The 16,052-nt window shown below is 39.3% G+C and carries 13 protein-coding genes; 5 read left to right on the top strand and 8 right to left on the bottom strand.

Annotation, left to right across the window (positions count from 1 at the left end; genetic code table 11):
* Positions 1–16: 16 nt before the first annotated feature.
* The 4 genes from CS931_RS00805 (at position 17) to CS931_RS00790 (ending at position 2,893) form a co-directional block, all read left to right on the top strand.
* A complete protein-coding gene (locus CS931_RS00805) occupies positions 17–487 on the top strand; it encodes a methylated-DNA--[protein]-cysteine S-methyltransferase (protein ID WP_099203860.1) in 471 nt (156 codons plus the stop codon).
* Between the two features lie 207 nt (positions 488–694).
* A complete protein-coding gene (locus CS931_RS00800) occupies positions 695–1,381 on the top strand; it encodes a DNA alkylation repair protein (protein WP_099203859.1) in 687 nt (228 codons plus the stop codon).
* Positions 1,382–1,395: 14 nt separating this feature from the next.
* Positions 1,396–1,965 carry a bifunctional transcriptional activator/DNA repair enzyme AdaA gene (locus tag CS931_RS00795; protein ID WP_242964867.1) on the top strand — a complete coding sequence of 190 codons (570 nt, stop codon included), beginning with the start codon at positions 1,396–1,398 and terminating at the stop codon, positions 1,963–1,965.
* On the top strand, positions 1,955–2,893 hold the full coding sequence (locus CS931_RS00790) for a DUF1848 domain-containing protein (RefSeq protein ID WP_099203858.1): 939 nt from the start codon (positions 1,955–1,957) through the stop codon (positions 2,891–2,893). The genes CS931_RS00795 and CS931_RS00790 overlap by 11 nt, the downstream gene beginning before the upstream one ends.
* Positions 2,894–2,980: 87 nt before the next feature.
* On the opposite strand, the gene CS931_RS00785 is transcribed toward CS931_RS00790, so the two are convergent.
* Positions 2,981–4,477, bottom strand: coding sequence for an alpha-N-arabinofuranosidase (locus CS931_RS00785; protein WP_099203857.1), 1,497 nt, complete (start codon positions 4,475–4,477; stop codon positions 2,981–2,983).
* 157 nt (positions 4,478–4,634) lie between these two features.
* On the opposite strand from CS931_RS00785, the gene CS931_RS00780 reads away from it, so the two are divergent.
* A complete protein-coding gene (locus CS931_RS00780; protein ID WP_159459704.1) occupies positions 4,635–5,582 on the top strand; it encodes an AraC family transcriptional regulator in 948 nt (315 codons plus the stop codon).
* A gap of 179 nt (positions 5,583–5,761) precedes the next feature.
* Here the strand turns inward: CS931_RS00780 and CS931_RS00775 are convergent, their stop codons facing one another.
* The 7 genes from CS931_RS00775 to CS931_RS00745 all read right to left on the bottom strand — a co-directional run bounded on the left by CS931_RS00775 (position 5,762) and on the right by CS931_RS00745 (position 15,892).
* On the bottom strand, positions 5,762–7,306 hold the full coding sequence (locus CS931_RS00775; RefSeq protein WP_099203855.1) for a glycoside hydrolase family 43 protein: 1,545 nt from the start codon (positions 7,304–7,306) through the stop codon (positions 5,762–5,764).
* Between the two features lie 189 nt (positions 7,307–7,495).
* Positions 7,496–9,016 (bottom strand): response regulator transcription factor, encoded by a 1,521-nt coding sequence (locus CS931_RS00770; protein ID WP_099203854.1) that lies wholly within the window; start codon positions 9,014–9,016, stop codon positions 7,496–7,498.
* A gap of 13 nt (positions 9,017–9,029) precedes the next feature.
* Positions 9,030–10,799: a sensor histidine kinase gene (locus CS931_RS00765; protein ID WP_099203853.1), complete on the bottom strand. Its 1,770-nt coding sequence runs from the start codon at positions 10,797–10,799 to the stop codon at positions 9,030–9,032.
* 112 nt (positions 10,800–10,911) lie between these two features.
* Positions 10,912–12,021 carry a family 8 glycosyl hydrolase gene (locus tag CS931_RS00760; RefSeq protein WP_099203852.1) on the bottom strand — a complete coding sequence of 370 codons (1,110 nt, stop codon included), beginning with the start codon at positions 12,019–12,021 and terminating at the stop codon, positions 10,912–10,914.
* Between the two features lie 109 nt (positions 12,022–12,130).
* Positions 12,131–13,045: a carbohydrate ABC transporter permease gene (locus tag CS931_RS00755; RefSeq protein ID WP_099203851.1), complete on the bottom strand. Its 915-nt coding sequence runs from the start codon at positions 13,043–13,045 to the stop codon at positions 12,131–12,133.
* Between the two features lie 12 nt (positions 13,046–13,057).
* Positions 13,058–13,987 carry an ABC transporter permease gene (locus tag CS931_RS00750; protein ID WP_099203850.1) on the bottom strand — a complete coding sequence of 310 codons (930 nt, stop codon included), beginning with the start codon at positions 13,985–13,987 and terminating at the stop codon, positions 13,058–13,060.
* 132 nt (positions 13,988–14,119) lie between these two features.
* Complete coding sequence (locus CS931_RS00745) at positions 14,120–15,892, bottom strand: type 2 periplasmic-binding domain-containing protein (RefSeq protein ID WP_159459703.1); 1,773 nt, start codon at positions 15,890–15,892, stop codon at positions 14,120–14,122.
* Positions 15,893–16,052 lie beyond the last annotated feature (160 nt).

Here is a 16,052-nt window from a genome sequence, read left to right as displayed (position 1 = left end):
AAAGGAGGCAAAACTCATGAAATATACAACCTATTTCCAGAGTTCACTAGGCATGATTGGGATAACGGAATCAGATGGCTTTATTACTAAGGTGTTTTTTGACACAGACATGCACAAAACACCTAGCGAACAAAAAACACCTTTATTAAAAGAAGCTGAAAAGCAGCTTACAGAATATCTTTCAGGCAATCGCAAAAATTTTAATCTTCCCCTTGCCGCTGAAGGAACTGAATTCCAGCAAACAGTGTGGGATGCCTTACGTAAGATTCCATATGGACAAACATATAGCTATAAACAAATTGCAGAGATGATTGGAAAACCGAGTGCTTCTCGTGCTGTAGGAATGGCTAACAACAAGAACCCCATTCTAATTTTGACACCATGTCACCGTGTTGTAGGAGCGGATGGAAAACTAGTAGGTTATGCCGCCGGTCTAGCTGTTAAGAACAAACTATTAGAACTGGAACAAAACCATACCAACGATTGAAACAACATTTTTTTAGCGACCGCCATAAAAAACCAAATGCCTTTCTTCGATAGACCCATTATCAGGTATTGCAATAAATAATTTAAATGTGCTGTTGCTGCGGTATTATTCTATTAGCTTTCTTGCTTTCTAACGCTGCCCCACTGTTGACAAAAAACCATTGGAAAGTTCTTAGAGTAGCTATATCTATATCGACGGAGAATTGAAATGCAAAAAAAAATCAAGCAAGAGCTCGAAGCGTTAGCAGAAGAAAAATACCGTAGTTTTTCTTCTGCCCTACTGCCTGGCACTAAGCATATTTTAGGTGTTCGCCTTCCTCTTCTTCGAAAGCTATCCAAAAAACTTGCACAATCAGATTGGCAAGCGTATTTGCTAACGGCACAAAACGATTCTTTTGAAGAAATAATGCTGCAGGGTATGGTCATCGGCTGTATAAATTGTTCAGTAGAAGAACGACTTCTACTTGTCCAAAAATTTATACCTAAAATTGATAATTGGTCGGTGTGTGACAGCTTTTGTGCAGGACTGAAATTCACAAAGAAATCACAAGCACAGGTATGGGATTTTTTGAAACCATATCTAAAGTCTGATCAAGAGTTTCAGATCCGATTTGCAGTTGTCATGCTGTTGTTTTATTATATCGATAAACCCCATATTCATGCTGTACTAACGCATTTTGACGAAATACACCATGAGGGTTATTATGCAAAAATGGCAGTGGCATGGGCCATTTCTATCTGCTATATTCAATTTCCCGAGTATACCTTGGACTATTTAAAACATAATAGACTTGATGATTTCACCTATAATAAAGCACTGCAGAAAATCACTGAATCTTTAAAAATAGACTATGAAACGAAAAAGAAAATTCGTGCAATGAAGAGAAAGCTATGAAGGGAGCGATAAAAATGACAGAAGAAGAAAAATGGAAAGCCTCGCTTTCCTGTGATGCCACTTATGACGGCAAATTTTTCTATGGCGTAAAAACTACCGGAATTTTCTGCCGCCCTTCTTGTAAATCAAAGAGCCCAAAACGTGAAAACATCGTTTTTTTTGATACAGCAGAGGAGGCACGCCAATTTGGTCTTCGCCCATGCAAACGATGCCGCCCTGATTTATTGGAATTTCAGCCACAAAAAGAAGCTGCTGAAAACATCAAGTCAACTTATGATCAGTTTTTTGCCGATCATATTCGTTTAAAAGAAGAGCTGAAAAAACTAGGACTAAACAGAAACAGAGTTGCCCAATTATTCCAGCTTCAATATGATAAGGTCCCAACAGAATACCTAAATGAGCTACGTATATCTCGCGCTAAAGAGTTGCTCATGAGCACAAAAGATAACGTCTTGCAGATTGCACTGCAAAGTGGTTTTGAGAGCTTATCTACTTTTTATAACCATTTTAAAAAAACTGCGGGTGTCTCACCTAAAGAATATCGTACCGCTATTCTGTCTGGAGAAAAAAGCCATGATTATTAGTGCAAGCCGCCGCACAGATATTCCGGCCTTCTATTCTGAATGGCTACTCAATCGTCTCAAAGAAGGCTATGCGGTAATTCCCAACCCCCGAAACCCACTGCGCTTTACCCATGTAGAGCTAAATCCTCAAACGGTGGACTGCTTTGTATTTTGGACCAAAAACCCTAAGCCGATGTTTTCAAGACTCGATGAAATAACAGCACAGGGATATCCTTTTTATTTTCAGTTTACACTGACACCATATGGACGAAATATAGAACAAAATCTGCCAGACAAAAAAACTCTGATTCATACATTTCAAACATTGAGCAGCATTTTGGGGCCAGAACGTGTGATATGGCGGTATGACCCTATCATACTGACAGAACAAATGAATATAACCTATCATTTACACTGCTTTAAAGAAATGGCTTCCATTTTGAACGGTTATACCCACCAGTGCATTTTCAGTTTTTTAAACTTCTATCCCAAATTGCGCAGACCGCTACAAAGCATTAAAGCACTTGAACTAGAAAAAACGGATATTGAGCGAATTGCAGAAGGATTTTCTCAAATTGCGCAAAAAAACAATATACGCCTTTCTACCTGTTGCGAACCAGTAGATTTAAGCTTGTATGGTATCTCTCATGCCTCTTGCATTGATAGAAACTTAATAGAAAAACTTCTTGATTGTTCCGTTCTTTCTCGCAAAGATATGAATCAGCGCAACATGTGCGGTTGTATAGAAAGCGTGGAAATTGGTACTTATGACTGCTGCACGCACGGATGTAAATATTGCTATGCTACCTCTTCTGAAAATACTGCGCGAGCAAATGTATTGCGCCACAATCCGGAATCCCCAATTCTTTTTGGGAATTTGCCAAAAAACGCGATTATCACTGAAAAGAAAATGTCTTCCGTAAAAGATGAACAAATGAGGTTGTTTTGAGCTCTATAAAATAGCAGTAAGAAGAATATCTTTCCAAGATAATTCATCTTACTGCTATTTCATTTTTTAACAATTCTATTTATATTCTCATTTCACGGCAAACTGGATAATACTGCAAGCAGGAATAGAAAAACAAATTTTGTTTTCTTGTATAATAAAATCTGTAAAGGGTTGTTCCTCCACCGTTTCAGGCTTATCAAATGTATTATAAGCATGAGGTTCTTCCGTGAGAATAGAGGCTGTGATTTCAGAGATATTTGTTTCAACAAGAATACTTTGAACCTCAAAAGATTCTGTCGCCGAAAGATTGCAAATAGATAAATTTAGAATGCCTTCTTCTGAAACAGAAACTGATTCATGGAGATTTGGTATTTCGATACTATCCATGCCGATTGGCTTGGTTTCAATAAAGCTGTCTACTACTGTGCTGTCTTGATGCGGACTAAACATACGAAAGACATGATAGGTCGGTGTTTTTACCATTTTATCCCCTTCGGTCAGGATAACAGACTGCAGCACATTGACAATCTGCGCCAAATTCGCCATATGAACACGATCTGCATGCTTATGAAAAATATTCAGTGTGAGCGCAGCCACCAAGGCATCACGCATTGTGTTTTGCTGATAAAGAAAGCTTGGGTTGGTTCCTGGTTCCACTTCATACCAAGTTCCCCATTCGTCCACTACCAATCCAATCTCTTTGTTTGGGTCATAACGATCCATCACATGAGTATGGCGACGAAGTAATTCATCCATAAATAGCGCGCGCGATAAAAGTGAATAATATTCTTTATCTGTAAATTCGGTAGCAGAGCCTTTATAATCCCATCCCCCTGTAGTGGTATAATAATGAACCGAAACTCCTTCTACCAGCTTTGTACCAAAGGGTGCAGGAACACTCAGCACTTTCATTAGATTTTCTGTCCAGTTATAATCAGCTCCGTCTGCGCCGCAAGCAACTCGATATAATTTTTTGCCGAGCGTGTGATGGCGGCAGTAGGCAGAATATTTACGATATTCATAGGCATATTGCTCAGGGATCATATGCCCCCCGCAACCCCAATTTTCGTTGCCGATTGCCCAGTAAGCTACATCCCAAGGTTTCTCTTGTCCGTTTTCACATCGCTCTTGTGTCAGGGGCGATTCATTGCCAGAAGTAAGATATTCTACCCAATCACTCATTTCTTGAACTGTTCCACTGCCAACATTGCCATTAATGTAGGCGTCGCAGCCTAGAAGTGTGCAAAGTTCCATAAATTCATGGGTGCCAAAGGTATTATCTTCAACAACGCCACCCCAGTTGGTGTTCACGATTTTCTTCCTCTGTTCTTTAGGGCCAATCCCATCTCTCCAGTGGTATTGGTCGGCAAAACAGCCGCCAGGCCAGCGCAAAACAGGAATTCTCATTTCTTTTAGCGCTTCGACAACATCTTTGCGAATACCGTTTACATTCGGCACAGAAGATTCTGTCCCTACATAAATACCTTGGTAAATACATCTTCCTAAATGTTCTGAAAAGTGGCCGTAAACAGCCTTATTGATTTTTGCTTTCTTACAAAGCGGATTAATAATCCATCGGTTCATTTTCATTCTCCTTTTAAATAATCTCTGCAAATCTTATAAAGAAATACTTTTTATTCTTTTATATGATTTCATTTGTGCATTGCATTTTATCCCAGAAAAATCTATAATTAATATTAGATACCCTCTATCACCCTCCCATGTATAGGAAGTGAAGAATGTGGCAAACCAATCAACAAACGAAAGACCCCCTGAATATGACCAACCGATAGAAGGGGGCTTGTCAGAGTTAACCGGCACTAAAGAGCTAGTCGGCTATCTCCCCGGCACATCTGTGCGTATCTGGTATACTCATCTGGAAGAGAGCTTTTCAACTCACTGGCATAATGCACTTGAAATCTTGGTGGGTGAAAATGGATATTATGAGTCTATTATTAACGACATAACTTACCATGTGCGGGCAGGTGAAATTTTATTGATTCCGCCAGGCATGACTCATACGCTAACGCCCAAAGACAACTGTAACGGATTTGTCTATCTTTTAAATCTTGATATTTTAGAGGCAATTCAAAGTTCTGCCTCAGTTATGCCAATTCTGACACAGCCCATTTATATCACAGAGACAAACAACCCGAAACTTCATGCGCTTGCTCATACCTTACTCCGACAAATGAGAGAAAAATATTTTAGTGATGACGAAATGCTTGAATTGCTTTTTTACTCATATTTTTTAAATCTTGTTGCTGAAATCGGTAGATATTATTCGGCTTCTGTTCAAAGTGATTTACACCTGCGTTTGGACAAAAGAAAAGAATATGTCAATAAATTCAATGAAATCATCAACTACATCAACAAAAACTATACAGAAGACCTTACTTTAGAAGGTGTTTCAAAAGAATTTGGCTTTTCAAAGTATCATTTTTCACGACTCTTTAAGCAATACACCCAATTTACTTTTTGCGATTACTTAATGTACCAGCGAGTAAAATCTGCAGAATACAATCTTGCTCAAGCAAATATGTCTATTACTGAAATAGCCTTTCAATCCGGTTTCTCCAGCTTATCTACTTTTAGCCGCGTTTTCCGAAATCAAAAAAACTGTACGCCCTCAGAATATCGAGAGCTGTACTCTAACAAACATAAGAGAGCTCATAAATCTAGCCAGTGAAACAAAGCTTTGCATAAAAAGCAAAATTTCTCTTTATCAAACTCTTATTGATACCATCTATACATACTCTTGGCTATCTTACCGGTAGCCAATCTAGACTCAGCTGTTTACTGGTAGTTTTTTAAAAAAGCTACCAGTAAACAGCTGTTTTTTATAGCCACTACTCGCTTTCAACTTTTTTATTCTTTTGGGTTGTAGTGAAATGAGCTAAACTCAGCATATCCCCCTGCCTGCTGGGTTGAAAACACAGAAAGCGCAAAGCGACAGCCAGTGAAATGATCTAATTTGAAAAACAGCTCAAACGGTTGTCCAAATGGTACCCAGTGCTCTCTATCGTGATAATAGAAGCGTGCAAAATCTCGAGTTTCGCCAAAATCAGCTGTGATTTTCATGCTGACATTTGGTGTGTCAATTTCTATACGCTCCGTCACAACACCAGGCTGATTCTTTGTTTTATTTCCCCAAATGCTTTTGTCTTGCGGCGGATTCGTCAGCAAAGTCAAGAAGAATTTTTCTTCTTGTTTTTCTATAGCAAGCATTCCATAGCATCCTTGCAACGCTGCGAATCCAGCAAAATCCCCATTTTTCAAGCCACTTCCATCTACATGAACCGTTGCCGTACATTGTGGAAACAACATACGCTGCGTTAAGGTATTGATTGCTTGGGTCATATTGGTGCAAAGCTTACCGGTACAAATGCGCAGTGCATTTGGTTTTTCGGTAATACTCCATAAATCGTGGTTCGGGTTGTGATTCCATTGCCAACCTTGTTTTAAACAAATTTCTTTACTCCCTAGCGGAGGGTAAACAAAATCATCACTATTGTACAAAGGTGCATAAGCATGGTCGGGATGAGTACTCTCGCATACCACCTGTGATGGTACAAACCCATAATCACCAAAAACAGGAAATCCATTCTTCCACTGTACTGGACAAAGCACAGGAATTCTGCCGGCTGCTCCCACATCTTGAAACAACATCGAGTACCACTGACCTTCGGGCGTATCTACTAATCCCCCTTGTGCTACTCCATAATTACGAAAGCCGCGGTTGTCGCTAATGACAATTCCCCCTGAAAACGGTTCTGAAAGAGAATCTGACACAAAGCAAGACTGCACCTTTCTTGCCTCATTTACGACTGGCATATGACATACCATGGCCACATATTTCCCGTTGATTTTATACAGATGACTTCCTTCATATCCCAAAGGAACCTTTTCGGCATCGGATAAAATACATTGATGAAAGCCGCCTTCTTTGGGTGCCGTTAAATCGCTGTTAAGCTCGGTTATATATACATCTTTATTGCCGTACATGATATAAACTTTTCGGTCATCATCAAACAGAATGGAATTATCATGATAGAAACCTTCAATATATTGTTTTCTCCATGGCCCAGTGATATCTTTTGCTGTGTATAAATATGTTTTATGGGTATCGTTTGCTACAAAGCACACATAAAATGTATCTTTATGGTATCGTAGAGAGGCAGCCCACATTCCTTGCCCATAAATATTTTGCTCTCCGTCTAACATTTGTGCCGGTGTATCATCTAATGTTTCATAAACATAACAAGCATGTTCCCAATTCACCAAGTCATATGATCGAAAAATCTCACAACCGGGCATAAAATACATGGTTGTCGTTACCATATAATAAGTGTCTTCTACACGAATTACATCTGGATCGGGATAGTCTGCAAATGTTATAAATTGATTTTCCACATCATTTCTCCTTACCTTAATCTAATTCTCAAGCAGGTCTTTGCTATAGCGACCTTATTATGTATTGTAATCTCTTTTTCTATGGGAGACTAATCAAACCTTGCATTTAATTTTTATATTTTGCTAGTTTATGATAAAAAGCCATCCCTCATATTTCGAATGATTTCATTCAAAATATGGATGGTTTTTTCACACTCTTTTTTTTCGGTATTCAGTAGGGCTGATGCCCATTTCCTGTGTAAACTTTGCAATAAAATAATTGCTATCTGAAAAACCGACCATACCTGCAATTTCATAAACGCGTTTGTCCGTTTGGCTCAAAATTTGCTTTGCTTCAGCAAACCGCAAGTCTTTAACATACTGTTTAAAGCCTACCCCCGTGGTCTTTTGAAACATTCGTCCCAGATAAGCGGCATTGACGAAAAATCGATCTGCTACTTCTTTTATCGTGATAGGTTCACGATAGTGTCTGCGGACATAATCTAGGATTTCATCATACTGTCCAAATCCGTTCATTTTTTTGCTCTGCATGATAAAAGAACCAGCCTGTTTGATGGTTTGTTTTTGTATTTGCGCCCATGTTAATAAAGAGAAAAAATAAGTGCTGTTTTGCCAGTCATACTTTTGGACAAGGTATTCTTGGCCTCCTTCTTGCTGCACTTGTTGTACAGCATTAGACAAAGCATAAAAAATCTTATGGCTGATATCCAAAATTTCAGGCAGAGTGGGATGGAGTTTAGCTATGGTCTCGCAAAAGTGATCAAAGGCACTTAATGCGCCCTCAAGATTTGCTTCATTCAAATGATTACCAAGCTCGGTCAAAAAAGCTTCGCTATATTTTGATTTCCAACTGCTTTTCTCTTTCGGGATTCTTTCATAGTCATGACAGCTTTGTGCCCCATAAAACAGGGGAGTCAAAATACCATTTTTATGTATGTTGAAGTTTTGATAAAAAGGCCCTTCTTCCTGCAAAATCTGAGTATCGGCAATCACTGCACAAGTGAGCCCCTCTTTTAAAATAGCGTAATATGCCTGCTGAGCCAGTCTTTGAGGCGAAAAATTCTTTTCTTTCAAATAATCTGCCGGCAAATAGTAGCTGTAATAATAACCTGAAACGGTATAAAGAAAATCATAGCCTGAAAAAACCTTTGGCATAGTAGTCTGCAATATTTGATACGGAGTGGATTCGTCATCATCTGTTTCTATTGGCAGCACAACACAGTGCAGAAAAGCATCTTCAGAAAAACCCGCTGGTGATTTACCGGCTACGAACATTTCAGACAACTTATGCTTTTTTCGATCTGCCATTTCCTGCATATTTTTCTTCTTCTGCAGTTCGAGCGATTGTGCAATTTCTTCTAAAAGAGATTCCGTTTCTTCTTCGTCAACAGGTTTGGTTAGATAGGCTTTTACATTGTATTTTACAGCTTGTTTGGCATAATCAAAATCACTGTGTCCAGAAAGAATAATGACCGGGATGTCCCCATAGCCTTCTTTATTCATTGCTTCAATTAACCCTAATCCGTCTAGTGTGGGCATGCAAATATCAACCATTATTAAATTCGGTCTTTGACTGCGTATTAAGGTAAGTGCTTCAGCACCATTTTTTGCTGTGGCACAAACTCGAAACCCATATTTTTCAAACCGAATTACCTTTGGCAAATTTTCTCGGATGGCTAGCTCATCGTCTACAACAATAACCGTATACACATATCCACCTCCTTTATTTCAACGCACCTCCCATAGGAATTTGCATAATACACAGAGTTCCTTCACCCGGAATACTTTCAATTTTAAAATGAAATGCTGCGCCATAATACAGCTTTAGCCTCTGATATACATTGCTGAGTCCCACACTTTTGTATGTTTTTGAACCATCACGAAACATATTGTTCAGCTCATCTAATTTCTTTTGCGAAATTCCACCACCATTATCTCCTACACGAATATCAAGCATCTGTCCCTGTATGGTCACTTCTAAGGTAACTTGCCGATGGTCAGCAACAGATTCTACACCATGTACACAAGCATTTTCGACCAAAGGCTGTATCAGCATTTTTGGCAGATAGACCTGTTCAGCACCTTCATCTACATGGATTTTATAGGTAAACTCATCTTCAAATCGATATTTTTGGATAGCCAAAAACTCGTCTAGAAATTTCAAATCCTCACAAAGGGGGACTACTTCGTCAGTCCAATCAATAATATAGCGGAACATTCTCGACATGTATTTTATCATGGTAGCCGTCTCTAGCTCTTGTCGTACCTGCGCTTTTAAGCGAATGCTTTCCAGCGTATTAAATAAAAAGTGAGGATTCACCTGACTTTGCAGTGCTTGCAGTTTAGCTTGATTGGTTTCGCTTTCTAATTGGGTTTGGGTAAGCTCTGCTTTATATTCTCGATCAATATACTCCTGAAGTTGTATGCTAAGATGATTGATGCTGTTTTCCACTCTTCCAATTTCATCTTTTGAATACTGGGCACTTTCCGACACTACAAAATTTCCTTTGGCAATCTCCATGGCTTGCCATTCTATTTTTCGTGTGCGGTCAGTGATGTTTTTGCCTACAAAACAAATGCAGATACCCGCAATGGCCAAGCCAATTACAAAAACAGAAATGGCATCAAAACGCCCTTGTCTAAACTGGTCAGAAACCAAACGGGTATCATATTTGCCATAGATATACAATGGATAATCTGCGACTTTTTTCTTAAGTCCTACAAATCCTTCCGGCAACAAATCTTCATCATAGGTCTCATATTCGCCTGTCTGGTTATTAAGCTTTGTGCTGTAAATGATTTTGTTATCTGTTGTGACCACATAAAAGGCATCAAATAGTTCTGTGTCTGATAAAAGATGTTCCCATGACCTGCTAGTCAGGTTGATTTTTAGCACTTTTCCATTTTTCCCATACCTAGAATAACGGTTTAATTTTCGCAAAATACTTATTTCTCGTTCGCCTTGATTGCTAGACACTACCGTACGCATCAGCAAATCTCCGTCCTCGCGATCAATCCATGCATCATAGCAATATTCAAAAGATTCGCCAAAAGAGAAATCGGTAGCATCTTCTACCTTGCTCACCATATTTCCGTTAAAAATGGTTGCGTTATCTGTATAGAACTGAATACTCTTAATTTGTTGGTGATAGGGTAGTTCTTCTTTTATTTCTTGCGACTGCTGCTGATACGATAACAAATACTCATAGTCTGTAAGATAGTCTTTATCCAGCCACTGATAAATTCGCTCATTATTATAGTATCGCAGCGTTAAACTGACCGTATCACCCATATCCTGCTGAATTTGTTTGGCCCTATCTGCCAGTGCATTCTCCATTCGCTGCGTAATCTCGTTTTGCAGCCGCTGCTCTGTCATTGCCAAATTATAAAAAGCCTGCATAAACAAGGGAATTAGAGCGCTGCCCAAAAATATAATGATAATTTTTTGGCTGATTGATATTTTACTGAGCAGCCTGTCTATTTTTTTTAGCATACTAGATTTTCTCCTCTACTGGTTCTCTTGCGCATCGGTAATCTGTTTCTGCTATAAAAGATGAACATTTCCTCTCCCCCATCATAACTGCAATTATAAACTCTGCTTACTATTAAAACATTTGATATTGTCCGCCCAACATAAGCAGGCTGAAAAAATAGAGACAATTATCATAATATCTGCGAACACCTTTTCGCAAAGGTGTGTTCCAAAAATCTTCTACCCATTGCAAGCGATATGCACCGTCTGCCGCCAACGCTCCTGCCGCATTGGTGGCAATAATGGCAATACTGTGCATCGCTTCTTCTAAGATAGGCGTCCCATCAATAAGATAACCGTGATAGTCTCCCAGTTTTGTGTTTTCACTAAAATAAGCTTGCAAGTGATTGGCAATTTCTGCATATCCGTCCTGTTTTCCGTTCCAAGCAGTATCCAGTCCTATATTCATAATAACGCGATAAGAATCAGAATAATACTGTCCTTTTTTACCGAACAACATTCTGGGCGTTCCATCAAACTCTGCATATTCCGACGCCATACCGGTTACTGGGTGACAAGACTTCAAAATATACTTTCGGCTTTCTTGTGCTGCTTTTTTCCAAAAATCACGGTCGGCCTCATCAGCACGCTGAGCAAAAATTTCATAAAAATGCGGTAAGTGGTAAGAAGGATCTGAAAAAGGGGTCTCCGGTACAAATTTGATAAGATAATTTTCGGGATCCCACATAGGATGTCCTTCTTCTACTAGTTCGTGCTGGTGCACGCAGTGGCGCAAAATATCTTTCGCCTGATTTTCATAGTCAAACGGTGCCTGTTTATCTCCCCAACGTTTGCTGGCAAAAAACAATGCCGCTGCATAATACTCTTCTCCATCTGGAGCAGGTCCTTCAGCATTTTTTTCACCTGAAGTAGAAACCGACCAGGCAAAATACCCTTGATATTTCCCATCCTTTTGGTACATATATGTTTTAGAAAACAGCCATAGGCGGTCAAATATATCTTGTCTATCCATTTGCACTGCCATCATCATACCATAACTCATGCCTTCTGTGCGAGCATCAACATTGCCGGTATCCATCATATAGGCCATATCTTCGCCGTATTCAAAATAAATTTTCTCTTGGTCATCAAAAAACATAGTGTTAAAATCAGCCTCGATACGCTGCCTAATTTGCTCTTGACTTTTGCCAATTTCTGAAAATAGATTAGGATAAGATTTCATTATTTTCTCCTGCTTTCGCTATTTTTCTCATTCACATTTGTTTTCCAAACAAAGCCAATACCGCATTAAAACCATAATTGGTCTCAGTGCGGCATTATCTATCTTTATCTTAGCCTTTCACTGCGCCCAGTGTCACGCCTTTTACAAAATATTTTTGCAAGAAAGGATAGACAACCAAAATGGGAACAGATGCTACAACGGTAACTGCCGCACGCATAGAGGTAGGTGTTACGGTATTTGCCATTGTATTAGATGAATCTGAAAGTGACTGCTGCTTCCCTTGATTCATTGCTGAAGAAAGCAATTTCATCATTTCATACTGCAACGTTGTGAGCTCGTCTTTACTCGAGTTATACAAGAACGTATCAAACCAAGCATTCCATGCACCTACTGCACACCATAGGGCAATAGTGGCTAACACCGGCTTACTGCACGGAATAATAATTTGGACAAACGTGCGAAAATGTCCGGCGCCATCTACAATAGCGGCCTCAGAAAGACTCTCTGGCAGCGCCTGCATAAAAGATTTTATTACAATCACGTTATACACGCTAATTAGATTCGGAAGAATATATACCCAGAAATTATTCAGCAACTTCAAATCTTTCATTAAGAAATATGTAGGAATCAATCCTGCTGAAACATACATGGTAACGAGAAAGTAAACGGTGATAAACTTTCTGCCGACCAACTCTTTTCTGGATAGCACATAGGCAATTAATGCGCTGACAAACACACCTAGCACGGTGGCCAGCACAGTACGCAAAACCGAGTTAACGGTAGCTGTAACCATAAGTCTGCTAGTTAATATTTGCTGATAGCTATACGTAGAGAAAACACGAGGAGAGAGGGTAATTCCTCCTCGCAACGAATCTTGTGCATCATTAAAAGAAACCGCGATGGTGTTCCAGAAGGGATAAATCATTACAATCGCTATGATTATCATAATGATTGTGTTTACAACATCAAACACACCTATATTAAGGCCACGTCTTTTCTTGTGACCTGCCAAATCTTTTACCATATTTTCCCCTCCTCATACCAAACTATTTTCACCGAACTTGTTGGCAATCCAATTTGCGCCAAACACAAGAACAATGGAAATTACTGATTTAAAAACACCGGCTGCCGTTGCCAATGAGTAGTTGCGAATATTCATGCCATATTTCAGCACAAAAATATCGATAGTTTGGGAAACATCTACCAGCATACCGTTATTTCCCAGTAAATACTGTACTTCGAAACCAGCATTTAAAATCCAACCTAGGTTCATAATCAACATTACGACTATGGTTGAACGAATACCTGACAAAGTAACGTGCCACATTTTTTGAAAACGATTTGCGCCGTCTAAAGCAGCCACCTCATACAGAGAGGGGTCAATGCCTGAAATAGCAGCTATGTAAATGATAGAGTTCCAACCCATTTCTTTCCATATATTAGCGATGACTACAACCCACCAAAAATATTTTGGTTCACCTAAAAACAAAATAGGTTTATCAATCAATCCTATGCTCAACAAAATGTTATTGATAGGGCCATCGTTTGTAGACAACATGTTAGAAATCAATGAACACACAATAACCCAACTTAAAAAGTGCGGTAAATAGGAAACTGTTTGAGTAATCTTTTTTACACCTTTATTGCGGATTTCATTGAGTAGAAGAGCAAAGACAATGGCAAAGAAAAAGCCAAATACCAAATTGAGCAAGGACATACCTAATGTATTGCGCAAAGAATTCCAAAATTCAGGTTCCTTAAACAAAAACTCAAATTGCTTGAGTCCCACAAACTCCTGATCGAAATAACCCATATTAGCTCTGGGCTTGTAGTTTTGAAACGCCATAATCCATCCGCCTAAAGGCAGATAGCAAAAAATGAAGGTGATAATCATGCAAGGAATAATCATGATATATAGTTCTTTTTGCGCCAAAATCTTCTTCCATATACTCGCGTTTTTACGCATCCCTCTACACCCTTTCCAAGATATTATTCCCAAGTAGAAGAGATAGGAAGAGAGAACTGACCCGCCTCTACGCTGTGCCAAAACATCATAAAGGTGTCTTTTCGCTCTTCCCCAACTTCTATCTCTGGCTATTTATTTCATTTTTGCTTGAATTTCGGCATCATTGGTCATTTTAACGTCGATTTGGCGATCAACCTCGGATTGATATGCATTCAGATCAATAGCATTAAACGCTTCAACAAATTCATTCCAGGTTGCTTCATAAGCCGCATCATCTGTAGCCAAAATTAATTGAGGGAAATACTTTACAGTGACATCAGTGATTTTTGTGGCGCTAACTGCTGCCGCACTACCATCTTCAATTGTCATAGCCCATATTGGATAATAAGCCGGGCGTAAAATAGGAGCAGATAACATTTCAGCAGGGTATTCAAAATCGTATGCTTTCAAGAATTCTTGATCATATTCAGAGAGAGAGGCCAATTTCTCTGCAATAGACTTATCTGAACCAGTAGCCATACCGTCATCTTTATAAACACCTACCCATTTTGGTGTATAATTGCGCAGCGTATGACCGGTCAAATCACGTTTTTTAGCTGTGTCATTTTCAATTGCACGACGCTCGGCTGTAAATTCTTTTCCTGTTTTATCTTCGTTATATACCCAGTCTGTACCTTCTTCGCCCCATGCAAGATAATCTTGCACTTCGCGCTGAAGCAGCCAGTCATAATAAGCCAAAATACGGTCCTTATTTTGGCTATTCACTGTAATACCAACGCCGTTAACTGTTGAAGGAATACCGCTTTCTGCGTCTACATAACCGTCGCCGGTGCCATCTGCTGTAATTGGTACAGCAATGTATGTACGATTATACTTACCATCATTTTTCAAGACGTTTACGCCGGCATCAGAGTTCCATGTTTGGTCGTAGAAACCTAAGACCGCACCAGAAGTAAGCTTTGCAATGTATTGGTCATAGTTTTGCGTTAAGCTTTCCGGTTCAATCAAGCCATCTTGATAAGCTTGGTTCAGTTGTTTATAGTAGGTTTTTGCTAAATCACTTGTCTGATAAAAAGAGCTTTTCAGCGTATCCGGATCAACATACAGTGCACCATCGTTGCTGGCGCCCATTAGATTTTGTACAGGGTTTACCAGTGACCAGTTTCTCCAACCGTCTGCTAGCATTTCAAATCCCACTGTTTTTACGCCGTCAATTTCCGGATTTTTTTCCTTATAATTTTTAATCAATTCAAAGTACTCTTCTATCGTTTTGGGTGTGGGATATCCGGCATCTTCCAGTACAGCCTTTTGGATAAAGAAACCGATTCCGCTCTCAAATGTAGGAGCAGCCTCTACCACATCACTGGAAATATGGGAATAGATATCTAAAGTATAAATATGTCCGTCTTCAGACTTCATGTATTCGCTCATTTTGCCGTATAGGGCATTGAGGTTTTCGTATTTTGTAATCTCATCTTCAAGAGGGATAAATGCACCTGCTTCAATCAAACTCGAAGCCTGATCTCCCGCAAAGATTGTGTCGGGATATTCTCCGCCGGCAATCATTACACCCAATTTTTGATTTAGATCGCCTACCAAAAATTCATATTTCATGGTAACGCCAGTCATCTCTTCTATCTTCTGAATTACTGGGTTACTGTCTGCAGGAACCTCTCCATTGTCTCGAATGAATACAGTAATTTCAAATGGGTCATCGTAACCTGCCAGTTTCTCAACACCTGCCAAAGGACCCTCGGTGTCTGCTGTTCCTTCTACGCTTGTGTCACTGCTGCTTTCTGCTGCAGAGCTTTTAGACTCAACCGAACTCTTGTCCGTGTCACCGCCGCATGCTGCCAGTGACAAAACCATTAGCATAGCCGTCATTAGTGCAATAAACTTCTTCATACTCATCATTACCTCCATATTATTTTTTCACACGATAGAATATTTTCCCTGTATCGTATTTGTTTACCTATAGTTTACTTGATTTTATGTACATCGTCACTCAAATAACTATACTTTATTCTTTGATTTTTATACTTTTTTGTTTATAACACATATATTT

Source organism: Scatolibacter rhodanostii (assembly GCF_900197595.1).
In the GTDB taxonomy this organism is placed as follows: Bacteria; Bacillota; Clostridia; order Oscillospirales; family Acutalibacteraceae; genus Scatolibacter; species Scatolibacter rhodanostii.
Note: the sequence above shows the minus strand (reverse complement) of the source record. Positions and strands in the feature narration are given on the sequence as shown.

Bases quoted from the DNA above. Each gene is read 5' to 3' on its own strand.
- CS931_RS00790 (WP_099203858.1), top strand. From the start codon at position 1,955: ATGATTATTAGTGCAAGCCGCCGCACAGATATTCCGGCCTTCTATTCT.
- CS931_RS00745 (WP_159459703.1), bottom strand. From the start codon at position 15,892: ATGAAGAAGTTTATTGCACTAATGACGGCTATGCTAATGGTTTTGTCA.
- CS931_RS00750 (WP_099203850.1), bottom strand. From the start codon at position 13,987: ATGCGTAAAAACGCGAGTATATGGAAGAAGATTTTGGCGCAAAAAGAA.
- CS931_RS00795 (WP_242964867.1), top strand. From the start codon at position 1,396: ATGACAGAAGAAGAAAAATGGAAAGCCTCGCTTTCCTGTGATGCCACT.
- CS931_RS00800 (WP_099203859.1), top strand. From the start codon at position 695: ATGCAAAAAAAAATCAAGCAAGAGCTCGAAGCGTTAGCAGAAGAAAAA.
- CS931_RS00785 (WP_099203857.1), bottom strand. From the start codon at position 4,477: ATGAACCGATGGATTATTAATCCGCTTTGTAAGAAAGCAAAAATCAAT.
- CS931_RS00805 (WP_099203860.1), top strand. From the start codon at position 17: ATGAAATATACAACCTATTTCCAGAGTTCACTAGGCATGATTGGGATA.
- CS931_RS00765 (WP_099203853.1), bottom strand. From the start codon at position 10,799: ATGCTAAAAAAAATAGACAGGCTGCTCAGTAAAATATCAATCAGCCAA.
- CS931_RS00755 (WP_099203851.1), bottom strand. From the start codon at position 13,045: ATGGTAAAAGATTTGGCAGGTCACAAGAAAAGACGTGGCCTTAATATA.
- CS931_RS00760 (WP_099203852.1), bottom strand. From the start codon at position 12,021: ATGAAATCTTATCCTAATCTATTTTCAGAAATTGGCAAAAGTCAAGAG.